At 64.6% G+C, this 23,648-nt stretch carries 21 protein-coding genes; 16 read left to right on the top strand and 5 right to left on the bottom strand.

The features are described 5' to 3' along the window. Positions 1-69: 69 nt before the first annotated feature. Positions 70-942 (top strand): LysR substrate-binding domain-containing protein, encoded by an 873-nt coding sequence (locus tag IF803_RS02655; RefSeq protein ID WP_461191181.1) that lies wholly within the window; start codon positions 70-72, stop codon positions 940-942. Here the strand turns inward: IF803_RS02655 and IF803_RS02650 are convergent. The 4 genes from IF803_RS02650 to gntR form a co-directional block, all read right to left on the bottom strand. Continuing rightward, complete coding sequence (locus IF803_RS02650; protein WP_304499760.1) at positions 939-1,685, bottom strand: SDR family NAD(P)-dependent oxidoreductase; 747 nt, start codon at positions 1,683-1,685, stop codon at positions 939-941. The two genes, IF803_RS02655 and IF803_RS02650, sit on opposite strands and share 4 nt — an antisense overlap. Before the next feature lie 83 nt (positions 1,686-1,768). Then, positions 1,769-2,503, bottom strand: a complete 735-nt coding sequence (locus tag IF803_RS02645) for an SDR family oxidoreductase (RefSeq protein WP_461191180.1) — start codon at positions 2,501-2,503, stop codon at positions 1,769-1,771. Between the two features lie 113 nt (positions 2,504-2,616). Next, on the bottom strand, positions 2,617-4,455 hold the full coding sequence (locus IF803_RS02640) for an IlvD/Edd family dehydratase (RefSeq protein ID WP_461191179.1): 1,839 nt from the start codon (positions 4,453-4,455) through the stop codon (positions 2,617-2,619). 212 nt (positions 4,456-4,667) lie between these two features. Beyond that, positions 4,668-5,696: an HTH-type transcriptional regulator GntR gene (gene gntR, locus IF803_RS02635; protein WP_461191178.1), complete on the bottom strand. Its 1,029-nt coding sequence runs from the start codon at positions 5,694-5,696 to the stop codon at positions 4,668-4,670. 206 nt (positions 5,697-5,902) lie between these two features. On the opposite strand from gntR, the gene IF803_RS02630 reads away from it, so the two are divergent. From IF803_RS02630 to IF803_RS02560, 15 genes are all read left to right on the top strand, one after another. Beyond that, positions 5,903-6,970, top strand: coding sequence for an ABC transporter ATP-binding protein (locus IF803_RS02630; RefSeq protein WP_028334988.1), 1,068 nt, complete (start codon positions 5,903-5,905; stop codon positions 6,968-6,970). Positions 6,971-7,046: 76 nt separating this feature from the next. Beyond that, positions 7,047-8,366: an ABC transporter substrate-binding protein gene (locus tag IF803_RS02625; protein WP_057019733.1), complete on the top strand. Its 1,320-nt coding sequence runs from the start codon at positions 7,047-7,049 to the stop codon at positions 8,364-8,366. 109 nt (positions 8,367-8,475) lie between these two features. Continuing rightward, positions 8,476-9,435: a carbohydrate ABC transporter permease gene (locus IF803_RS02620; protein WP_018271134.1), complete on the top strand. Its 960-nt coding sequence runs from the start codon at positions 8,476-8,478 to the stop codon at positions 9,433-9,435. Further along, positions 9,428-10,351 (top strand): carbohydrate ABC transporter permease, encoded by a 924-nt coding sequence (locus IF803_RS02615; RefSeq protein WP_016847193.1) that lies wholly within the window; start codon positions 9,428-9,430, stop codon positions 10,349-10,351. Before IF803_RS02620 ends, IF803_RS02615 begins: the two co-directional genes overlap by 8 nt. Before the next feature lie 55 nt (positions 10,352-10,406). Beyond that, positions 10,407-11,393: a D-erythronate dehydrogenase gene (gene denD, locus IF803_RS02610; protein ID WP_411779713.1), complete on the top strand. Its 987-nt coding sequence runs from the start codon at positions 10,407-10,409 to the stop codon at positions 11,391-11,393. Positions 11,394-11,523: 130 nt separating this feature from the next. Beyond that, the gene (locus tag IF803_RS02605; RefSeq protein WP_304499766.1) at positions 11,524-12,480 is read left to right on the top strand and encodes a sugar kinase; all 957 of its coding nucleotides are present in this window, start codon (positions 11,524-11,526) and stop codon (positions 12,478-12,480) included. Next, positions 12,477-13,127: a bifunctional 4-hydroxy-2-oxoglutarate aldolase/2-dehydro-3-deoxy-phosphogluconate aldolase gene (gene eda / locus IF803_RS02600; protein ID WP_461191177.1), complete on the top strand. Its 651-nt coding sequence runs from the start codon at positions 12,477-12,479 to the stop codon at positions 13,125-13,127. Before IF803_RS02605 ends, eda begins: the two co-directional genes overlap by 4 nt. A gap of 138 nt (positions 13,128-13,265) precedes the next feature. Beyond that, positions 13,266-14,435 (top strand): acetyl-CoA acetyltransferase, encoded by a 1,170-nt coding sequence (locus IF803_RS02595; protein ID WP_304499767.1) that lies wholly within the window; start codon positions 13,266-13,268, stop codon positions 14,433-14,435. 1 nt (position 14,436) lies between these two features. Beyond that, on the top strand, positions 14,437-15,975 hold the full coding sequence (locus IF803_RS02590; protein ID WP_461191176.1) for a class I adenylate-forming enzyme family protein: 1,539 nt from the start codon (positions 14,437-14,439) through the stop codon (positions 15,973-15,975). Between the two features lie 142 nt (positions 15,976-16,117). After that, positions 16,118-16,327, top strand: a complete 210-nt coding sequence (locus tag IF803_RS02585) for a hypothetical protein (protein ID WP_016847187.1) — start codon at positions 16,118-16,120, stop codon at positions 16,325-16,327. Positions 16,328-16,489: 162 nt separating this feature from the next. Next, entirely contained in the window at positions 16,490-17,689 is a 1,200-nt protein-coding gene (locus tag IF803_RS02580) for a CaiB/BaiF CoA transferase family protein (RefSeq protein ID WP_461191175.1), read from the top strand. Between the two features lie 11 nt (positions 17,690-17,700). Further along, positions 17,701-18,867, top strand: a complete 1,167-nt coding sequence (locus IF803_RS02575; protein ID WP_028344637.1) for an acyl-CoA dehydrogenase family protein — start codon at positions 17,701-17,703, stop codon at positions 18,865-18,867. Positions 18,868-18,978: 111 nt separating this feature from the next. Next, a complete protein-coding gene (locus IF803_RS02570; protein WP_461191174.1) occupies positions 18,979-20,115 on the top strand; it encodes a thiolase family protein in 1,137 nt (378 codons plus the stop codon). Then, complete coding sequence (locus IF803_RS02565; RefSeq protein ID WP_461191173.1) at positions 20,112-20,471, top strand: Zn-ribbon domain-containing OB-fold protein; 360 nt, start codon at positions 20,112-20,114, stop codon at positions 20,469-20,471. The genes IF803_RS02570 and IF803_RS02565 overlap by 4 nt, the downstream gene beginning before the upstream one ends. Positions 20,472-21,051: 580 nt before the next feature. Next, the gene (locus IF803_RS02560) at positions 21,052-21,579 is read left to right on the top strand and encodes a carboxymuconolactone decarboxylase family protein (protein ID WP_461191172.1); all 528 of its coding nucleotides are present in this window, start codon (positions 21,052-21,054) and stop codon (positions 21,577-21,579) included. A gap of 197 nt (positions 21,580-21,776) precedes the next feature. Here the strand turns inward: IF803_RS02560 and glsA are convergent, their stop codons facing one another. Then, a complete protein-coding gene (gene glsA, locus IF803_RS02555; protein ID WP_461191171.1) occupies positions 21,777-23,636 on the bottom strand; it encodes a glutaminase A in 1,860 nt (619 codons plus the stop codon). Positions 23,637-23,648 lie beyond the last annotated feature (12 nt).

Below are 23,648 nucleotides of genomic sequence, written 5' to 3'. Positions count from 1 at the left end.
TGCGCAATCTAGGGATGAGGACATAATCAGGGAATGGAATAGATTTGATCGACTAAATCACAGATCGTTATGAGTGCGCCCATCCTGGACCCGGATCTCCTGCAGGCCTTCGTCGCGGTGGCGGAGCATCGCTCCTTCACCCGCGCGGCCTCGGCGCTGAACCGGACCCAATCGGCCGTCAGCATGCAGGTGAAGCGGCTGGAAGAGCGGCTGCAGGCCGAACTGTTTCACCGCAGCACGTCAAGCGTCGATCTCAGTGCGGCAGGCGAGGGATTGCTCGGCTATGCCCGCCGCATTCTGAGCCTCAACGCGGAGGCGGTTGGCCGGGTGCGCGCGCATGGCACGGATGGACGGGTTCGCCTTGGCGTGATGGACGACTATGGGACGATGATCGTCCCGCCGCTGCTCAAGGAGTTCATCGCCAGCTATCCGCTGATCCATGTCGAGATGGAGACGGGGCTGACGTCGACGATGACCGATCGGCTCGGCGAACCCTATGACCTCGTGATCGCGATGCACCCCGAGGGACGCGGCGAGGGCGAGTTGCTGCGTACCGAGCAGGCGGTGTGGGCTGCGAGCGCCGCGCATCGCATCGAGGAGCTCGATCCGCTGCCGGTCGCGCTCTATCCGCAGGGCTGCCTGTTCCGGAGCTGGGCGATGCAGGCGCTGGACGAGGCGAACCGGCCGTGGCGGCTCGCCTTTGTCAGCCACAGCCTGTCCGCGGTCGAGGCGATCGCGGCGCAGGGCCTCGCCGTGACCGTGGTTAAGTCGGGGACGTTTCCGCAGACTCTGCGTCGGCTGACCGCGCGCGACGGCATGCCGAGGTTGCCGCGGGCCGAGATACGGCTGCATCGCGCGCAAAACCTGTCGCACGCGGCGTCACTCCTGGCCGATCATCTCGTCGCGGCGCTGCGGCAGCCGGCGAGGCGAGCGGCGATTTAATAGGTCGCGCGTCCGCCGGAGATGTCGAACACCGCGCCGGTGGAGAACGCGCAGTCCTCTGATGCCAGCCACGCCACCATCGAGGCGAGCTCCTCGACCTGCACGAAGCGGGCTTTCGGGATCTTCGACAGCATGAAGTCGATGTGCTGCTGGGTCATCTGGTCGAAGATCGCGGTCTTCGCCGCGGCCGGCGTCACCGCATTGACCAGGATGTCGTGCTGCGCGAGCTCCTTGCCGAGCGATTTGGTGAGCGCGATCAGGCCCGCCTTGGACGACGAATAATGCGCGGCGTTCGGATTGCCTTCCTTGCCGGCGATCGAGGCGATGTTGACGATGCGGCCGTATTTCTGGCCGATCATGGTCGGCACGATCGCCTTGCAGCAGATGAAGGGACCCTCGAGATTGATCCGCATCACCCTGCGCCAGTCGTCGAGATCGGTTTCCCATACCGGCTTGTTGGCTCCGGTGATACCGGCATTGTTGACGAGAATGTCGATCTTGCCGAACGCCCGCAGCGTTTGATCGCGCGCGGCGTCGACCGCGTCGGGATCGGTGACGTCGGTCTTGATCGCGATCACGTTCTCGCCGATCGCCCGCGCGGTCTTTTCGGCCAGCGGCTGGTCGAAATCCCAGATCGCGACCTTGGCGCCCGACGCGACAAAGCGCTCGGTGATGGCGCGGCCAAATCCCTGCGCGCCGCCGGTGACGACGGCGCAGCGGCCGTTGAGATCGATCTTGTTCATTGCTTTGTCCTTTGACGTTTCCTCAGATGCTGCCGCGGCGGAAGTCGGCTCCCTCGCGCCGCTCTTGCGGGGAGAGGTTAGAGCTAAAGCGTCCAGCCGCCGTCGATGACATGCGCGACACCTGTGGTGAACGAGCTTTCGTCGCTGGCAAGATAGACGGCGAGCGCGGCGATTTCCTCGGCGGTGCCGAGCCGGCCCATCGGCTGGCGCGCAACGAACATCTCGCGTCCCTGCGGGCCGGCAGCCGCCGCACGCTCAAGCATCGAAGGCGTCTCGATGGTGCCGGGGCAGATGCAGTTGCAGCGGATGCCCTTGGTGATGAAGTCGGCCGCGACCGAGCGCGTCAGTGCTGCGACCGCGGCCTTGGTGGCACTATAGACGTAGCGGTTCGGCGCCGCCTTCACCGCGCCGGCGGCGGAGGCGATGTTGACGATGGCGGCGCCGCCCTGCGCCAGCATGCCGGGCAGGAAAGCGCGCGTGGTGCGGTGCATCGACTTGACGTTGAGGTCGAAGGAGAAGTCCCAATCGTCGTCCGAGCATTCCAGCACCGTGCCGTGATGCACGAAGCCCGCGGCATTGAGCAGGATGTCGGTCTTGCCGGCGCGTTTTGCGATTGCCTCGACCGCTGCGGTGTCGCGCACGTCGAGCTTCGCAACCTCGGCGACGCCTTCCTGCTTGAGCAGCGCAAGCTTGCCTTCGTCGATATCGGTCGCGAACACGCTCGCGCCCTCGCGGGCAAAAGCCAGCGCGCAGGCGCGGCCGATGCCGACGGCCGCTGCGGTTACGAATGCGCGTTTGCCCTTCAGGCGGTCTGACATGCGTTTCTTCCTTCTTTGGCGATTTGCAGTGTCATGCGCGGGCTTGACCCGCGCATCCATCTTTCGAAGAACGATGGATTGCCGGGTCGAGCCCGGCAATGACGGTTTGCGTCCTAGTGATTGTCGCGCGCCACGCCGACCTTGCCGGCGATATCGTGGTAGCGCGTCGCGAGCTCGAGGCAGGCGCCGGTCGCGTGCTGGCCGACGGTCTGCCGGTAGAGCTCCTGCCACGGCGTCTGGTTGGCCGGATGCGGGAAGCCGCCCTTGGCCTTCAGCTCGGCGCGGCGGGTGCGCAGCTCATCCTCCGAGATCATGATGTTGGCGCTGCCCTTGTTGAGGTCGATGCGCACCTTGTCGCCGGTCCTCAGGATCGCGAGCCCGCCATCGGCGGCAGCCTCGGGCGAAGCGTTGAGGATCGAGGGCGAGCCCGAGGTGCCGGACTGCCTTCCGTCGCCGATGCAGGGCAGGGACAGGATGCCGCGTTTGATCAGCGCTGCCGGCGGCTGCATGTTCACGACCTCGGCGCCGCCGGGATAGCCGATCGGGCCGGTGCCGCGGACGAACAGGACGCAGTGCTCGTCGATGTCGAGCGCGGGATCCTCGATCCGCGCGTGATAATCCTCCGGCCCCTCGAACACGATGGCGCGGCCCTCGAAGGCATTGAGGTCCTTCGGGTTGGACAGATAGCGGTCGCGGAATTCCTTCGAGATCACGCTGGTCTTCATGATCGCGGAATCGAACAGATTGCCGCGCAGCACGATGAAGCCGGCGTCCTTCACCAGTGGCTTGTCGTAGCCCCAGATCACGTCGCCGTCGGGCTGCGGCGCTTCCTTGCAGTTCTCGCCCATGGTGCGGCCGTTGACGGTGAGGGCGCCTTCGTGGATGCGCTTGTGCTTGATCAGCTCGCGCACCACCGAGGGCACGCCGCCGGCGCGGTGATATTCCTCGCCGAGATAGAAGCCGGCCGGCTGCATGTTCACCAGCAGCGGAACGTCATGGCCGTATTTCTGCCAGTCGTCGATCGACAGCTCGACGCCGACATGGCGCGCCAGCGCGTTGATATGGATCGGTGCATTGGTCGAGCCGCCGATCGCGGAGTTGACCACGATGCAGTTCTCGAACGCCTCGCGCGTCAGGAAGTCCGACGGCTTGAGGTCCTCCCAGACCATGTCGACGATGCGTTTTCCCGTCTCGTAGGCGATCTGGCCGCGCTCGCGATACGGCGCCGGGATCGCCGCGCAGCCCGGCAGCGAGAAGCCGAGCGCTTCCGCGAGCGAATTCATGGTGGAGGCGGTGCCCATCGTGTTGCAGTGACCGACCGAGGGGGCCGAGGAGGCCACGATCTCGATGAATTGCTCATAGTCGATCTCGCCGGCGGCGAGCCGCTCGCGCGCCTTCCACACCACGGTGCCGGAGCCGGTGCGCTGGCCTTCGTGCCAGCCGTTCAGCATCGGGCCGCCCGATAGCACGATCGCCGGCAGGTTGACGGTCGCCGCCGCCATCATGCAGGCCGGCGTGGTCTTGTCGCAACCGGTGGTCAGCACCACGCCGTCGAGTGGATAGCCGAACAGCACCTCGACCAGGCCGAGATAGGCGAGGTTGCGGTCGAGCGCCGCGGTCGGGCGCTTGCCGGTCTCCTGGATCGGATGGGTGGGAAACTCCATGGCGATGCCGCCGGCGGCGCGGATGCCCTCGCGGACGCGGTGTGCGAGTTCGAGGTGATGCCGATTGCAGGGCGACAGGTCGTTGCCGGTCTGCGCGATGCCGATGATCGGCTTGCCCGACTGCAATTCCTCGCGCGTCAGGCCGTAATTGAGATAGCGCTCGAGATAGAGCGCGGTCATGCCCGGATTGTGCGGGTTGTCGAACCATTCCTGGGAGCGGAGCCTGCGGCCCTTGCCCTTGCTGGTCGCGCCTGCGGCGTCGTGCCCGTTGGTGGGGGGTTTTGTCATTGGTTTCTCCCGCAATGCAAACTCTGGTGGGCCCATTCAAGGGCTCTGGTTCAACGTCGTTGCTACCTTGCGCAAATCGTCGTGCATTACAAACCCGACCGATCACGCACAGGTGTTTCGTGTGATGGATTGGACCTTAGTTGAAGGGTCTTGGTTGCGCTATCATTTTATCATTTTTCGCGTCCGTTGTGACGGGCAGGTAGCGAGCGAAGTCAATTGCGTCGCGCCGAGCTTTGCCGTTCCATGACACTGTAGCCGAGATCGACGACGGGTTCGGCGGGTCGGTGCCCTTCCAGCGTTTCGATCACCATCACGGCAGCGTTTCTGCCCATTTCGTAGCGATTGGTGCGCACGCTGCTCAGCGTCGGCTCGCTCGACGCCATGAATTCGAGGTCGTTGAAGCCGACGATCGCCATCTGCTCCGGCACCGCCATGTGCCGGCGCTTGCATTCGAACAGCGCGCCGAGCGCAAGGTCGTCATTGACGCAGAACACGGCGTCGATGTCCGGGGCTTTGGCGAGCAGGTCGGCAAACAGCGTGCCGCCAAGCGTGACCGAGGTCGGGATCGCCGTTGTCACAATAAGCTGTGGATCGAACAGCGCGGCTTCCGTCATTGCGAAGCGATAGCCGTCGAGCCGCCGCTGCACCCGCGGGTCCATCCGCGCGCCGAGGAAGCCGATCCGCCGGTAGCCCTGCGCGAGCAGGTGGGCGATGGCCGCTTTTGCGGCGTCAAAATGCGAGAATCCGATCATCATGTCGATCGGGGAGGGACCGACCTCCATGATCTGGACGATCGGACAATCGACCGTCTCCATGATGCGGCGGGAATCGGCGGTCTGGTTGATGCCGGTAATGATCAGCCCGGCGGGCTTCTGTGCCAAAAACAGACGCAGCAGGCGCTCTTCCTGCAGGATGCTGTAGCGGGTGTTGGCGAGCTGAATGCTGTAGCGACTGCCGTCGAGCGCGTCATAGATGCCGCGCAGCACGTCGGAGAACACGTTGTTGGTCAGCGACGGGATCAGGACACCGATCACCTCGGTGCGCTGCGACGCAAGCGCGCGTGCCGCGAGATTGGGCACGTAACCGAGTTCTTTTGCCGCACTTTCGACCCGCGCGCGCTTGCCGGCCGAAAGTGCTTCCGGATTCCTGAAGAAACGTGAGGCCGTGATCGGACTGACACCGGCGAGCTTCGCGACTTCGGCGAGCCGGATCTTGCCTGGCGTGATGCGCTTTCGGGCCATTTGCCGCTCATATCACGACGTTCGTCGCAGACAAACTGATATTGACAGCGCTACCAAGCGGTTGCTAATCGAACGATTGCCAAAACCGGATAAACTGCGGACAATAACGCCAGTCCAACAGCGCCGCGCACCCAGCGCGGCCGGAACAAAACAGAGCGGTGGCGGCACTCGTCGTACGTCGTCGGGAACTTGAGGGAGGGAAGTGGATGTCGTCGGTCCAGATTCGCGACGTGCGGAAATCGTTCGGCAATTTCGAGGTCCTGCACGGCGTGTCGATCCCGATCGAGGACGGCGAGTTCGTCGTTCTGGTCGGCCCTTCCGGCTGCGGCAAGTCGACCCTGCTTCGCATGCTGGCGGGGCTTGAGAACATCACTTCGGGAACGATCTCGATCGGCGACCGCGTCGTCAACAATGTCCAGCCAAAAGAGCGCGACATTGCGATGGTGTTCCAGAACTACGCGCTCTACCCGCACATGACGGTCGCCGACAACATGGGCTTCTCGCTCAAGCTGCGCGGCGCCAAGCCCGAGGAGATCTCGACCGGCGTCAAGCGCGCTGCGGAAATCCTTGCGCTGACGCCGCTGCTCGAGCGCTATCCCCGCCAGCTCTCCGGCGGCCAGCGCCAGCGCGTCGCCATGGGCCGTGCCATCGTGCGCGATCCCCAGGTGTTCCTGTTCGACGAGCCGCTGTCGAACCTCGACGCCAAGCTGCGTGTTGCGATGCGCACCGAGATCAAGGAGCTGCACCAGCGGCTGAAGACCACGACCGTCTACGTCACCCACGACCAGATCGAGGCCATGACCATGGCCGACAAGATCGTCGTGATGCATGACGGCATCGTCGAGCAGATGGGCTCGCCGCTCGAGCTCTACGACACGCCGGCGAACCAGTTCGTGGCCGGTTTCATCGGCTCGCCGGCGATGAATTTCCTCAAGGGCAATGTGAAGGTGAACGGCGCCGCCTATTTCGAGGGACCGAACGGCGTCAAGCTGCCGCTGAAATCGGCGCCGGCCAATTCCGACGGCCAACCCGCGGTCTACGGCGTGCGGCCCGAGCATTTCACCATCGCCGATGACGGCGCCGAGGCCGAGATCGTGGTGGTCGAGCCGACCGGCTCGGAGACCCAGGTGTTCGCCAAGCTCGGCGGCGAGCAGGTCGTCGCCGTGTTCCGCGAGCGCCATCTGTTCAACCCGGGCGACAAGGTTCGGCTCAAGCCGGATCCGTCGCTGGTCCATCTGTTCGACGATTCGACGGGGAAACGACTGAACAGCTGACGGAGCGATCGATCTCAATGGCCGACCAACAGGCCAGATCAAAAACAACAAAAACACAATCATAGGGAGAAGGACGATGCACGATTTTACTCGCCGCTCGCTGCTTCAGGGCGGCACGGCGCTGGCTGCAACCGGCATGCTCACCGGGCCGGCGCTGTTCGACTTCGCCAAGGCCTGGGCGCAGAGCGCGCCCTGGAAGGCGGAGCCCGGCGCCAAGCTCACCGTGATGCGCTGGAAGCGCTTCGTGCCCGCGGAAGACGATGCATTCAACGCCATGGTCGCGGCCTTCAAGTCGGCAACCGGCACCGAGATGAACGTATTCAGCGAGTCCTTCGAGGACGTGCAGCCGAAGGCCTCGGTCGCCGCCAACACCGGCTCGGGTCTCGACCTCGCCTGGGGCCTGCACACGCTGCCGCAGCTGTTCCCGACCAAGGTTCTCAAGATGAACGACGTTGCCGACTATCTCGGCAACAAATATGGCGGCTGGACCGAAGCCGCGGCCAAGACCTGCAAGCAGGGCAATGACTGGCTCGGCATTCCCGTCGCGACCATCGGCGGCTATTTGACCTATCGCAAGTCGGCGGTCGAGAAGGCCGGCTTCAAGCAGGTGCCGTCCGATTTCCCGGCCTATCTCGAACTGTGCAAGGCGCTGAAGAAGAACAACACGCCGGCCGGCTTCGCGCTCGGCCACGCCACCGGCGACGCCAATGCCTGGGTGCACAACATCCTCTGGGGCCACAACGCCTGGACCGTCGACAAGGACGACAAGGTCATCATCAACTCGCCGGAGACGATGAAGGCGCTGGAATATGCCAAGGCGCTGTCGGAGACCTTCATTCCGGGTGTCGCGTCCTGGAACGACTCCTCCAACAACAAGGCCTTCCTGTCCGGCGAGCTGTTCCTGACCTCGAACGGCATCTCGATCTACGTCGCCGCCAAGGACGATCCGAGCAAGAAGGAGCTCGCCGAGGACATCGACCACGCATTGTGGCCGGTCGGCTCGATCGGCAAGCCGACCGAGTTGCAGCTCGCGGTTCCGATCCTCGCCTTCAACTTCTGCAAATATCCGAACGCGGCGAAGGCCTTCATCGCCTTCATGCTGGAGAAGGAGAATTTCGAGAAGTGGCTGTCGGGCGCGCGGGGTTATCTCACCCACACGCTCAATGCCTACGACTCGGCTCCGGTGTGGACCGCCGATCCGAAGAACGCGGTGTTCGGCCAGGCCTCGAAGCGCGCGCTGCCGGCCTCCGGCATCGGCACGCCCGGCGAGAAGGCCGCGACCGCGATCGCCGACTTCATCGTGGTCGACATGTTCGCGAACTACTGCACCGGTGCCAAGGACGGCAAGGCCGCGATGGCGGAAGCCGAACGGCAGCTGAAGCGCATCTATCGCTGATGTGATGGACGCGGGCGGTGGAGCGCCGCCGCCCGCGCCATCATTGGAATGCCATCATTGGAATATTGCGTAGTCATGCTCAATCCGTTGAGCAATCGGGACATCGCCTATGGCTGACATCGCCCTTGCGCCGCGACGTGCGAAGACCGAAATCCGCGAAGCGACCGCGTGGGATCAGCTCCGCCACAACAAGAACTGGCTCGGCTTCTGGTTCATGTTGCCGGCGATGGCGTTCCTGATCTTCTTCCTGGCCTATCCGCTGGGGCTCGGCATCTGGCTGTCCTTCACCGACACCCGCATCGGCCGCGTCGGTCATTTCATCGGCACCGAGAACTATGAATGGTTGTGGGACGACGCCATCTTCTGGCTGTCGGTATTCAACACGCTGCTCTACACCTTCATCGCGAGCGCCGTGAAGTTCGCGGTCGGGCTCTATCTGGCGCTGCTGCTCAACGAGCGCATGCCGTTCAAGGCGCTGTTGCGTGCCGCGGTGCTGATCCCCTTCATCGTGCCGACCGTGCTGTCGGCGCTGGCGTTCTGGTGGATCTTCGATTCCCAGTTCTCGATCATCTCCTGGTCGCTGAAGCATCTCGGCCTGATCACCCAGAACATCAATTTCCTCGGCGACACCACCTGGGCCCGGATCTGCGTGATCTTCGCCAATATCTGGCGCGGCGTGCCGTTCGTCGCGATCACGCTGCTGGCGGGCCTGCAGACCGTGCAGCCGTCGCTGTATGAGGCGGCGACGTTGGATGGCGCCTCGCGCTGGCAGATGTTCCGCTACATCACCTATCCCTTGCTGACGCCGATCATCGCCGTCGTGATGACGTTCTCGGTGCTGTTCACCTTCACCGACTTCCAGCTGATCTGGGCGATGACCCGCGGCGGCCCGGTCAACGCCACTCATTTGATGGCGACGCTGTCGTATCAGCGCGCGATCATCGCGGGGCAGCTGGGCGAGGGCGCCGCGATCTCGAGCGCGATGATCCCGTTCCTGCTCGCCGCGATCATGGTGTCATGGTTCGGCCTGCAACGCAGGAAGTGGCAGCAGGGAGAGAGCAATGACTGATCTTCCCGCCTCCAAGGTCGACCTCAAGAGCATCCTGTCGACGCCTTCGCGCGTCGACAACAGCGAGGGCATGAGCTACCTGCAGTCGGTGCCGCGGCGGATCGTGACGCTCTACATCCCGCTGTCGATCATCGTGATCATCCTGCTGTTCCCGTTCTATTGGATGGGGCTGACGGCGATCAAGCCGGATGAGCAGCTGCTCGATCTCGACAAGTACAATCCGTTCTGGACCTGGAATCCGACCTTCAAGCACATCCACAAGCTGCTGTTCGAGAGCTACTATCCGCACTGGCTCTGGAACACGATGTATGTGGCGGTGGGCGCCACCGTGCTGTCGATCATCGCGAGCGTGCTCGCGGCCTATGCGATCGTGCGACTGCGCTACAAGGGTGCCAACGTCGTCGGCGGCCTGATCTTCCTGGCCTATCTGGTGCCGCCGTCGATCCTGTTCATCCCGCTCGCGACCGTCGTGTTTCAGTACGGCCTGTTCGACTCGCCCCTGGCGCTGATCCTGACCTATCCGACGATCCTGATCCCGTTCTCGACCTGGCTGTTGATGGGCTATTTCAAGACCATCCCATTCGAGCTCGAGGAATGCGCGTTGATCGACGGTGCCAGCCGCTGGCAGATCCTGATCAAGATCGTGCTGCCGCTCGCCGTCCCCGGACTGATCTCGGCCTTCATCTTCTGCTTCACGCTGTGCTGGAACGAGTTCATTTATGCGCTGACGTTTCTGCAATCGACCCCCAACAAGACCGTGCCGGTCGCCATCGTCAACGAATTCGTTGACGGTGACATCTATCGCTGGGGGTCCCTGATGGCAGGGGCGCTATGCGGCTCGCTGCCGCTGGTTATTCTTTACGCGTTCTTCGTAGAGCATTATGTCTCGGCGATGACGGGTGCCGTGAAGGAATGAGCGCGCAAGGCCCGCAGCTGAATTCGAACAACAAGACAAGAAAAGGAGCAGGGTCGTGCACATTCTGATTCTGGGCGCCGCCGGCATGGTCGGCCGCAAGCTGACCGAGCGTCTCTTGCGCGAGGGCCGCCTCGGCAAGCAGGAGATCACCCGGATGACGCTGCAGGACGTGGTCGCTCCGGCCAAGCCCGCGAATGCCTCGATCCCGGTCAATGTGGTCGCATCCGATTTCGCCGACGCCGGCGCCGCGGCGCCCTTGATCGCCGAGCGTCCCGAGGTGATCTTCCATCTCGCCGCGATCGTCTCGGGCGAGGCCGAGGCCGAGTTCGACAAGGGCTACCGGATCAACCTCGACGGCACTCGCTATCTGATCGACGCGATCCGTGCCGTCGGCGGCGGCTACAAGCCGCGGCTGGTGTTCACGTCCTCGATCGCGGTGTTTGGCGCGCCGTTCCCCGAGAAGATCGGCGACGAATTCTTCCATACGCCGCTGACGAGCTACGGTACCCAGAAGTCGATTTGCGAGCTCCTGATCAACGATTACACCCGCAAGGGTCTGCTCGACGGGATCTCGATCCGCCTGCCGACAATTTGCGTGCGTCCGGGCAAGCCGAACAAGGCGGCGTCCGGCTTCTTCTCGAACATCATCCGCGAGCCGCTGGCGGGCGAGGAGGCGGTGCTGCCGGTCTCCGAGGACGTCCGGCACTGGCACGCCTCGCCGAAATCGGCGGTCGGCTTTCTGATCCACGCCGGCACGATGGATCTCAATGCGATGGGGCCGCGGCGCAATCTCAGCATGCCCGGGATGTCCGTCACCGTCGGCGAGCAGATCGCGTCGCTGGAGCGCGTCGCCGGCAAGAACGTCACCGCGCGGATCAAGCGGGTGCCCGATCCGACCATCATCAGCATCGTCTCGGGCTGGCCGCGCGATTTCGCCACCGACCGCGCGCTGAAGCTCGGCTTCACCACGGCCGAGAAGACGTTCGACGACATCATCCGGATCCATATCGAGGACGAACTCGGCGGCAAGTTCGCCGCCTGAGCGGCGTCCGGGCTAAAGCATGATCCGGAGAAGTGCGAAGCGGTTTTCCGAGAAGATCATGCTCAGACAAGGGGCTAAGGCGCGATGATGATGCAACCATGCTTCATCGCGCTTTAGCGCGGCGCTTGAGATGACCAGAGTTGCCAGCATCGGCGAATGCATGATCGAGCTGCGCCAGGCCCCTGGCGGCCAGCTCGGCGGGTTGTATTCGCGCTCCTTTGGCGGCGACACGCTCAACACCGCGGTCTATCTGTCCCGGCTCGGCATCCACGTCGATTACTTCACGGCGCTCGGCGATGATGCGCTGAGCGATGAGATGATCGCGGGCTGGGCGAGTGAAGGCATCGGCACCAAGCATGTCGCGCGATCGGCGGGCAAGCTGCCCGGCCTCTATCTGATCCAGACCGACGACAAGGGCGAGCGGCGCTTCTTCCACTGGCGTGACAGCGCCGCCGCCCGCGACCTGATGGATCTGCCCGAAACGGAAGACATCCTGAACTCGCTCGCGACCTATGACGTCGTCTATCTCTCGGCGATCACGCTCTCGATCCTGCGCGAGGATGGGCGGGAGCGATTGCTGGCGGCGCTGAAGCGGGCGCGGCTGCTGGGGACGCGGTTTGCGTTCGACACCAATTTCCGCGCCCGCGGCTGGCCGGACCTGAACGTCGCGCGGAAGGTCTTCAGCAGCGCGTTTGAGACGGCCGATATCGTGCTTGCCTCGACCGAGGATCTGGCGCCGCTTTACCCCGGCGAGAGCAACACGGCGCTGCTGGCGGGCATCTCGAGCCCCGAGGTGGTGCTGAAGCTCGCCGAGCCGGCCTGCATCGTGCGCTCGGCCGGCGGAACGCGCGAGGTGAAGGCGGAGCAGCTCACCAAGCCGGTGGTCGATACCACCGCGGCCGGCGACAGCTTTGCCGCCGCCTATCTTGCCGCGCGGCTCGGCGGCGCCGAGCCGGAGGAGGCCGCGCGTGCCGGCCATCGGCTGGCCGGTGTCGTGGTGTGCTATCCCGGCGCGATCATTCCGCGCTACGCCATGCCGCCGAAAAAGGCGCTTCGTCTCCCATCATCCCGCAAGGCCTCGCAATGACAACGACATCGAAGCAGGACCAGATCGCCGAGCTGATCCGCCAGGCCACCGTGATCCCGGTGCTGACCATCGAGCGGCTCGAGGACGCGGTGCCGCTGGCGAAGGCGCTGGTCGCCGGCGGCGTGCGGACGCTCGAGGTGACGCTGCGGACGGCGGTCGCCGTCGATGCGGCCAAGGCCATCATCGCCGGTGTGCCGGAGGCGATCGTCGGGATCGGCACGATCCTTAGTGGTGACGACCTGGCGCGCGCCGAGGCGCTGGGCGCCAAATTCGGCATCAGCCCGGGTGCGACACCCGAGCTGTTGACGGCGGCAGCCGTCAGCCGGCTGCCCTTCGCGCCGGGGATCGCGACCGCCTCCGAGCTGATGCAGGCGCTGGCCCACGGCTTCGACGTCGTCAAATTCTTTCCGGCCGAGCAGGCGGGCGGTATCAAGGCACTGCGGGCTCTGGCCGGGCCATTTCCGCAGGTCAGGGTGTGCCCGACCGGCGGGGTCAGTGCGGCCAATGCGGCGACCTGGCTGGCCGAGCCCAATGTGCTGGCGGTCGGCGGTTCCTGGCTGTGCCCGGCGGCCGATATCCGCGCCGGCAATTGGGCCGGCATAACCGCCATGTGCGCGACGGCGATGAAAACGCTGAAAGCCGGCTAGAACTCCGCTCCGATAGAAACGGGGTTCTAGATTCTGGTTTTGACGCGTTTTCTTCACGCGAACCGGTGTCCACTTCGCTCGAAAACGCTCTCGAGATACGCTACATAACTCCCCGAACAGGAACAGGGAGATACAGCCATGACCGCCAGCATCGTGGGTTGGGCGCACACGCCATTCGGAAAGTTCGACGCGGAGACCGTCGAGGGTCTCGTGGTCAAGGTTGCCAACGAGGCGCTGGCTGACGCCGGCATCGCCGCGTCCGATGTCGACGAGATCATGCTCGGCCATTTCAACGCCGGCTTCTCGCCCCAGGATTTCACGGCCTCGCTGGTGCTGCAGGCCAATCCGGCGCTGCGCTTCAAGCCGACCACCCGCGTCGAGAATGCCTGCGCCACCGGATCGGCCGCCGTGCATCAGGGCATCCGCGCCATCGAAGCCGGCGCCGCGAAGATCGTGCTGGTGGTCGGCGTCGAGCAGATGACGAAGACGCCGGGCCCGGAGATCGGCAAGAACCTGCTCAAGGCGTCATATCTGCCCGAGGACGGCGACACGGTCGGCGGCTTCGCCGGCGTGTTCGGCAAGATCGCGCAGGCCTACTTCCAGAAATACGGCGACCAGTCGGATGCGCTCGCGATGATCGCCGCCAAGAACCACAAGAACGGCGTCGCCAATCCCTATGCGCAGATGCGCAAGGATTTCGGCTTCGAGTTCTGCCGCGCCGAGAGCGACAAGAACCCGTTCGTCGCCGGACCCTTGAAGCGTACCGACTGCTCGCTGGTCTCGGACGGCGCCGCAGCGCTGGTGCTGACCGACGCCGAGACGGCCAGGACCATGGGCAAGGCGGTGAACATTCGCGCCACCGCGCATGCGCAGGATTTCCTGCCGATGTCCAAGCGCGACATCCTGCAGTTCGAAGGCTGCACCACCGCCTGGCAGCGCGCGCTGCAGAAGGCCGGCCTGCAGCTCTCCGACCTGTCCTTCGTCGAGACCCATGACTGCTTCACCGTCGCCGAGCTGATCGAATATGAAGCGATGGGCCTGACGCCGAAGGGACAGGGCGCGCGCGCGATCATGGAAGGCTGGACCCAGAAGGACGGCAAGCTGCCGGTCAATCCGTCCGGCGGCCTCAAGGCCAAGGGCCACCCGATCGGCGCGACCGGCGTCTCCATGCATGTGATGAGCGCGATGCAGCTCACGGGGCAAGCGCCCGAGGGCATGCAGCTCAAGAACCCGCAGATCGGCGGCATCTTCAACATGGGCGGCGCCGCGGTCGCCAACTACGTCTCGATCCTCGAGCCGGCGAAGTAGCTTGAACATCGCCGAATGGCTGGCGGCGACGGCACGGGCGCGTCCCGACGCGCCGGCGCTGCTGACCGGCTTCGATCTCGACGCCGACTACGCCACCTTTGCCCGCCGCGCCGCCTCGATCGGGGCGGCGCTGGCGCGTGATCACGGCATTGCCGCCGACGACCGCGTCGCGCTGTTTGCGTCGAACTGCACGCAATATCTCGAATGCCTCTACGGCATCTGGTGGATCGGCGCGGCCGCGATCCCGATCAACGCCAAGCTGCACGGCCGCGAGGCGGCGTGGATCTGCGGCAATGGCGGCGCCAAGCTCGCCTTCGTCTCCGACGACACGATGGGCGCGTTGAACGAGGCGAAGGACGACTGCCCCGCCGGCATGACCACGCTTTCGGTCGACAGCGACGCCTACAAGGCGATGCGAAGCGGCGAGGGGCCACCCGCGCCGCTGCCGCGCGAAAACAACGATCTCGCCTGGCTGTTCTACACATCGGGCACCACCGGTCGCCCGAAGGGCGTGATGCTCAGCCACGGCAATCTGGTCGCGATGTCGCTGTGCTATCTCGCCGACGTCGATCCGGCGACGCCGCACGATGCCTCGCTCTATGCCGCGCCGATTTCGCATGGCGCCGGCCTCTACAATTTCCCGCACGTCCGGATGGGCGGCCGCCACGTCGTGCCGGAGTCCGGCGGCTTCGATCCGGACGAGGTGCTCAACCTCGGCCGCCAGCTCGACAATGTCGTGATGTTCGCGGCCCCCACGATGGTGCGCCGCCTGGTCGATGCCGCCAAGAAGCGCGGCGAGAACGGCGCGGGGCTGCGCACCATCATCTATGGCGGCGGTCCGATGTACACGGCCGACATCATCGATGCGATCGCGACGATGGGCCAGCGCTTCGTGCAGATCTACGGCCAGGGCGAGTCGCCGATGACCATCACGGCGCTGTCGCGCGACTGGCACCGCGCGAGCGACCATCCGCGCTATCTCGAACGGCTGGCTTCGGTCGGGCTGGCGCAGAGCGTCGTCACCGTGCGCATCACCGACAAGGACGGCAACCCGCTGCAAGCCGGGGAGACCGGCGAGATCGAGGTCAAGGGCGCGACCGTGATGCTCGGCTACTGGAACAATCCGAAGGCCAATGCCGAGACGCTGAAGGACGGCTGGCTGCGCACCGGCGATGTCGGCCGGCTCGACGCCGACGGTTTCCTCACGCTGTCGGACCGCTCCAAGGACGTGATCATCTCCGGCGGCACCAACATCTATCCGCGTGAGGTCGAGGAAGCCCTGCTGACCCATCCCGATATCCGCGAGGTCTCGGCCGTCGGCGTGCCGGATCCGGAGTGGGGCGAGATCGTCGTCGCCTGCGTCGTGCTGGCGGACGGCGCTACCGCCGACGACGGCACGCTCGACGCGCATTGCCTTGCCTCGATCGCCCGCTTCAAGCGGCCGAAGCGTTATGTCTATCTCGATGCACTGCCGAAGAACAATTATGGCAAGGTGCTGAAGACCGCGCTGCGGGAGATGCTGGCCAAAGGCATGGGCTAAATCGCGGCGAGGCTGGGTTGAATCGAAAATATCGAAAACAACCCCATGCACAGTAGGGATTGGGTCACTAGAGCGGTTAAGGGATAGGCCGGGACCTCCCGCCGCGCTAAGCTGCCCGTGCTTGTCACCGGGAGAACGGACCATGGGAATCGAGACGTCTCTGTCGCTGTCGGAAGTGAACGATCGTATCGCGATCCTCCGGGACAATATCAGGCAGCTGATCGAGCAGGCCGCGGGCGCAGCCGGCGCCGAAGTCGAGGAGCGCATCGCCGAGCGGCTCGAGCAGCAGAATGCGGAACTGGAAAGGCTCCTGAAGGCGCGCGAGGTGATGACGGGGCAGTCGCCGGCATAAGGGCGGCGGCGAATACGCTTCGTTTAGCCCATCCGCGTTCCGCCGTACGGAAGCGTTCCGGCCGCCGCCATGCATACGCCCATACGCCCGGCGCAGCTTGATCTCTTTGAAAAGCTCCCGTTACTAGCTCCATAACCACGACATCCGGGAGCGAACAGGACGATGGGACCACTGCAGGGTATCAAGGTCGTCGACATGACGACCGTGCTGATGGGACCCTACGCCACGCAGATGCTTGGCGATTACGGCGCCGACGTCATCAAGGTGGAATCGCCCGATGGCGACGTGACGCGGCAGATCGGTCCGACGCGGCATCCCGGCATGGGACCGGTGTTCCTCAACACCAACCGCAGCAAGCGCTCGGTTTGCCTCGATCTGAAGAAGCCGGCGGGGCGCGAAGCGGTGCTGCGGCTGATCGCGCAGGCCGACGTGCTGGTCTACAATGTGCGCCCGCAGGCGATGGCGCGGCTGCAGCTCGGCTATGACGTCGTTTCCAAGGTCAATCCGCGGCTGATCTATGCCGGCGTGTTCGGCTTTGGCCAGGAGGGACCTTATGCCGCCAAGCCCGCCTATGACGACCTGATCCAGGGCGCGACCGCGCTGCCGGCGCTGATGGCGCAAACCTCGGACGGCGTGCCGCGCTATGTGCCAAACGCGCTGGTCGATCGCATCGTCGGCCTCACTGCGGTCGGCGCGATCTGCGCGAGCCTCGTGCATCGCGACCGCACCGGGCAGGGCCAGCGCGTCGACATTCCGATGTTCGAGACCATGGCCGGCTTCGTCATGGGCGACCACATGGGCGGCTTGACCTACGACCCACCGCTCGACAAGGGCGGCTATGCGCGCCATCTGTCGCCGGACCGGCGGCCGTACAAGACGCTCGACGGCTATATCTGCGTCATCGTCTACAACGACAAGCAGTGGGAGAATTTCTTCAAGGCGACCGGCCGCGACGATCTGCGCAGCGATCCGAAATTCGCGACCTTCGCCGGCCGTGCCACCAATATCGATGTCGTCTACGCCGAGCTCGCGCGTATTCTCCAGACCAAGACCACAGCCGAGTGGAACGAAATCCTCGAAAAGGCCGACGTGCCCGTGATGCCGATGCACGATCTCGAGAGCCTGCTCGAGGACCCGCATATGGTCGCGACCGGCGTCTTCCCCGTGGTCGATCACCCGACCGAGGGCCGGATCCGCAGCATGACGCCGTCGGCGCGCTGGTCGGAGACCAGGGTTGAGCCAAGCCGGCTGGCGCCGCGGCTCGGCGAGCACAGTGCGGAGATTTTGCAGGAGGCAGGTTTCTCCACCGAGGAGATCGCGGCGATGGTGCGCGACGGCGCGGCCAAAGCGGTGCAGGCATAGGAGCACGACAGATGGATTTCGCACTCTCCGCCAACCAGGAATCGATCCGCGATGCCGTCGCCAAGATCTGCTCGCGCTTTGACGAGGCCTACTGGCTGAAGAAGGACAAGGAGGGCGGCTATCCGGCCGACTTCCACCGCGCGCTGGCCGATGCCGGCTGGCTCGGCATCTGCATTCCCGAGGAGTATGGCGGCTCCGGGCTCGGCATCACCGATGCCGCGATCATGATGCGCACGATCTCCGAATCCGGCGCCGGCATGTCCGGCGCGTCCGCGGTGCATATGAACGTGTTCGGGCTCAATCCGGTGGTGGTGTTCGGCACCAAGGAACAGTGCCAGCGCATGCTGCCGCCGATCATCGACGGCCGCGACAAGTCCTGCTTCGCGGTGACCGAGCCCAATACCGGCCTCAACACCACGCAGCTCAAGACCCGCGCGGTGCGCCAGGGCGACAAATACATCGTCAACGGCCAGAAGGTGTGGATCTCGACCGCGCAGGTCGCCAACAAGATCCTGCTGCTCGCGCGCACCACGCCGCTGGAGGAGGTGCGCAGCCCGACCCATGGCCTCAGCCTGTTCTACACCGATTTCGACCGCAAGCGCGTCACCGTGCACGAGATCGAGAAGATGGGCCGCAAGCCGGTCGATTCCAACGAGCTGTTCTTCGAGAATTTCGAGATCCCGGTCGAGGACCGCATCGGCGAGGAGGGCCGCGGCTTCGAATACATCCTGCACGGCATGAATCCCGAACGCATCCTGATCGCGGCCGAAGCGGTCGGTCTCGGCCAGATCGCGCTGAAGCGGGCGTCGGAATATGCCAAGGGCCGCATCGTGTTCAACCGGCCGATCGGCATGAACCAGGCGATCCAGCACCCGCTGGCGAAGTGCTGGATGGAGCTGGAGGCTGCCTGGCTGATGGTGTTGCGCGCCGGCTGGCAGTATGACCAGAACCTGCCCTGCGGCCCCGCGGCGAACTCCGCAAAGTATCTCGCGGCGGAAGCCGGCTTCCATGCCTGCGAACAGGCGGTGATGACCCATGGCGGCTTCGGCTACGCCAAGGAGTATCACGTCGAGCGCTACTTGCGGGAATCGCTGATCCCGCGCATCGCGCCGATCAGCCCGCAGCTGATCCTCAGCTTCATCGGCGAGAAGGTGCTCGGCCTTCCGAAGTCGTATTGATGTTAACCCGTCATTCCGGGGCGCATCAAAGATGCGAACCCGGAATCTCGAGATTCCGGGTCTGGTCCTTCGGACCATCCCGGAATGACGCTCTGAAAGAGGTACGCTGACATGAGCTTCGTCACCGGCGTCGGCCTCACGTCCTACGGCAAGCATCAGGGCCTGTCCTCGCTCGACCTGATGAGCAACGCTGCCGAGCTTGCGATCTCGGATGCCGGGCTGAAGCGCTCCGACATCGACGGCATCCTGTGCGGCTACTCCACGGTCTCGCCGCACATCATGCTGGCCACGGTATTCGCCGAGCACTTCGGCATTCGCCCGTCTTACGCGCACGCCGTGCAGGTCGGCGGCGCCACCGGGCTTGCGATGACCATGCTGGCGCATCACCTGGTCGACGCCGGCGTCGCAAAGCACGTGCTGGTGGTCGGCGGCGAGAACCGGCTGACCGGGCAGAGCCGCGACGCCTCAATCCAGGCGCTGGCGCAGGTCGGGCATCCCGATTACGAGGTGACGCTGGGGCCGACGATCCCGGCCTATTACGGCCTGGTCGCGACGCGCTACATGCATGAATACGCCCTCACGCAGGAAGACCTTGCCGAGTTCGCGGTGCTGATGCGCAAGCACGCGCTGACGCATCCCGGCGCGCAATTCCACGACCCAATCACGGTTGCCGACGTGATGGCCTCCAAGCCGGTGGCGATGCCGCTCAAGCTGCTCGATTGCTGTCCGGTGTCGGACGGCGGCGCGGCGTGCGTGATCAGCCGCGAGCCGACCGGCGAGCGGCGGGTCCGCGTCCGCGGCTGTGCGCAGGCGCATACCCATCAGCATATCACCGCCGCGCCCGCGCTCAGCGAGCTCGGCGCCGAGATTTCGATCGCGAAGGCGAAAGACGTGTCGGGCATCGCGATCTCGGACGTGCGCTACGCTGCGGTCTATGACAGCTTCACGATCACGCTCGCGATGCTGCTGGAGGATCTCGGCCTCGCCGGACGCGGCGAGGCGGCGGCGCGGGTGCGCGCCGGCTACTTCAATCAGGATGGCGAAATGCCGCTCAACACCCATGGTGGCCTGCTCAGCTATGGCCATTGCGGCGTCGGCGGCGCGATGGCGCATCTGGTCGAAACCCATCTGCAGATGACCGGCAGGGCCGAAAATCGTCAGGTGCGCGACGCCTCGGTGGCGCTGCTGCACGGCGATGGCGGGGTGCTGTCGTCGCATGTCAGCATGTTCCTGGAGCGCGTGCGATGAACGGACTGATCGCGGACTGGACCCAGGGCACTGAAGCCATCGTCTACCAGACCTGCAACGCTTGCGCCGCGCGGCAATATTTCCGCCGCAGCTTTTGCGCCGCCTGCGGTTCGCCCGATCTTGCCGAGCATCGCGCGAGCGGGGCAGGGATCGTGTATGCGACCTCGCTGGTCTGCCGCGCCGCGACGCCGGAGACGCGGGCGCATGTGCCGTACAACATCGTGCTTGTCGATGCCGACGAGGGCTTTCGCATGATGGCCCATGGCGACAACGACCTCGCCATCGGCGACAAGGTCGCGGCGCGCTTCACGCAATTCGCGGGACGGCTGGTTCCGTATTTCGCAAAGGCGAAATGAGGGGCTGAACGATCCAGTCAGAACGCAAGACCAAGCTGAACTGGTTCGCTCTTGCCCCTCATAGTTTGCGGATAACTTGTTTGGGCATGATCTTTCGGAAAACCGCTACACACTTTTCCGGATCATGCCTCAGTGCCAATAAAAGATGAAGCTGGCGATGACGAGCATCGCCGTCACCGCCAGCATTTGCGCAAGCGCTTCCGAGGCCGCCCTCTTGGTGGCTTCCTTCATGCGTTTGCCCTAGACTTGGGCGTGACTCATCGTTGCGCGAATTGCGCGCAAGACGGCCAGATTTTTTACTCGGAACACCCCGCGTCGAGCATTCGCTTTTGACGAGTCCCCACTCAGCGAATATCGACTGTGACAAGGTTGTCTGGGAATGCGGCGGCAATTTGACTCGCGCGTGTTGCTCCTGCGACAGCAGCCCGTACAGAGCGTTTTCGAGCGAAGTGGATACCGGTTCGCGTGAAGAAAACGCGTCAAAACAGGGATCTAGAGCCCCGTTCCGATTTCATCGGAACGGAAAAGGCTCTAGTGTTTCGGAACCCGACAGAAACGACAGCAAGATCAAGGTTAGGAAATGGCCCGTATCGATTACTCCGATCCCGCGAAGGCAAGCCCGCGTACCCGCGAGATCCTCGACAAGAACCGCAACGCCAACATCTTTCGCATGATGGCGCATTCGCCAAGCTACTTTGAACAGTACTGCCGGCTCGGCGGCGCGATCCGCCACAAGGGCGAACTCGATCCCGTCGTCCGCGAGCTTGCGATCACGCGCACCGGCATTCTCTGCGAGGCGCCCTACGAGATCGTCGCGCACAAGCGCATCGGCAAGAATGTCGGCGTCACCGACGAGCAGAACGCTGCGCTCGAGGACTGGCAGTCCGCGACCTGCTTCAACGAGGTGCAGCGCACGGCGCTCGCCTTCACCGACGAGATCGTCAAGCTGAAGAAGCCGACCGACGCGACCTTCAAGACGATCGCGGCGAAGCTGACGCCGGCCGCGCTGATCGAGCTGCAGCTCTCGGTCGGATTCTACATCATGACGTCGAAATTTCTCGAAACCTTCGAGATCGACATGCAGCCGGTGACGGAAGTGGTGAGCTAGGCGCGAGCACTCGAGCCTGTCTCCACTTGCATTGTTGCCAGCTTTGCTGGACTAGGGCTTACCATACGTCATGGCCGGGCTTGACCCGGCCATCCACGTCTTTCGTCAATGGGAGACCAAGACGTGGATGCCCGGGTCAAGCCCGGGCATGACGGGTTGCGAGAGCGAGACGAGCTCACAACCTCCGACGACAAGACCTACCCCGACGTCAGCAGATCGACCTTGGCATTCGCGAGAATCAGCCGTTCGGCGAGGATTTGCGCGAGGTTGCGCATGATCCGCTCGCCGGCGCGCGGATGTTGCTCGCGGAAGCGCTCGAAATCCTCGATCGTCACTTCGTAGGTGGTCGCCGACATGTCGGCGACCACGTCCGCGATCCGCTTCGGCTCCAACAGCGCCATCTCGCCGAACGCCATGCCGGCTGTCAGCGTCGCGAGCCGGATGCCGTCGGGCAGGGTGACGTGGACCACTCCGCTGCGCAAAAAGTACAGTGAGGTCGCCTCACTGCCCGCGGCGATGATCTGCTCATTGGGCTGGTAGGTCCTGACAGTGCAGAGCGGGGTGAGGTCGGCGATCTCCTGTTCGCTCAATCCGGCGAGCAGCGGCTGCTCGGAAAGTTCTGTCGTCTCGAGGAAGTCGATCGAGCCGCCATAGCGGTAGACGATCTGGTCCTCGGCCCACTCGATCGCAGTGTCGAGCAGGTAGAAATCCCTGATATTGCCGAGCCGCCTGGTCCACTCGCTGATCGTCGCCCATGCGCGCGAGGTCCGCTTGATGCCGGACAGGATCACGGTGACGCCGAGTTCGGCGAGCTCCTGGAACGCTTCGGCCACCAGCCTTGCGCCCGCGCGGGTCGTCGCGGTGACGCGGCGCAAATCGAAGATCACGAATTCCGGCCGCGGGCTGCCGGCGAGGCGGCGCGAGACATAGTCGACATTGGAGAGCGACAGCGTGCCGACCAGCTCGATCACGCGCACCTCCTGGAAGTGCTTTGCCAGGATCTCCTGCTCCTGCGGCCGGCGCACCCGCCGCGACGGGTTCTTGCCGATATTGTAGTCGGCGATGATGCTGTGGCGCGCGTCGTCGCTGCGGTTCAGCATATGCAGGTCGTAATGCGCCGACAGTGTCTCGCACACCTTGATGCCGCGCACGCTGTTGCCGTGCTTGTCGAGTTTTGGCGAATAGCTGCCGAGCCCGAGCCGCGCGGGCAGCGCCGCCAGAATGCCGCCGCCGACGCCGCTCTTGGCGGGGATGCCGACGCGGTAGATCCATTCGCCGGCGTAGTCGTACATGCCCGACGAGGTCATCACCGACAGCGTGCGCGCGATGGCGTAGGGCGTCACCACCTGCTCCTCGGTCAACGGGTTGATGCCGCGATTGGCGAGCGTCGCCGCCATCACGGCGGTGTCGCGCGCGGTGACCAGGATGGAGCATTGCCGGAAATAGACGTCGAGCACCGCTGGTACGTTCTCGGTGATCACGCTGTTGGTGCGCAGGAGATAACCGATCGCCCGGTTGCGGTCGCCGGTGGCGCTCTCGGAGGCGTAGACCGCCTCGTCGACGTCGAGCTCACGGCCGGCGAAGCGGCCGAGCGCATGGCGGATATAGTCGAACGCGCCGTCGCCCTTGTCGGCGTGGAGCAGGCCGGAGCAGGCGATCGCGCCGGCATTGACCATCGCATTGAAGGGATGGTTCTCGGCATTGAGCCGGATCGAATTGAAGGGGTCGCCGGACGGCTCGACGCCAATCACGCTTTCCACCCGCTCGGCACCCAGCGTGTCCAGCGCCAGCGCGAACACGAACGGCTTCGACATCGACTGGATGGTGAACGGCACCCTGGTGTCGCCGACCTCGTAGACGTGGCCGTCGAGCGTCGCCAGGCTGATGCCAAAATGGGCAGGGTCGGCCTTGCCGAGCTCGGGGATGTAGTCGGCAACCGCGCCGGCGGCCTCCGGCAGGAAGTCTGCGTAACACGTGTGCAGAAACCGCAGCAGCGGCGGCTTCGAGCTGGACCAGGCCGTGGTGGTGGCGGTGACGGGAGGAGGCGATCGTTTCATCGCCTCCTGTTG

This window comes from Bradyrhizobium sp. UFLA06-06, from assembly GCF_054820065.1.
Note: the sequence above shows the minus strand (reverse complement) of the source record. Positions and strands in the feature narration are given on the sequence as shown.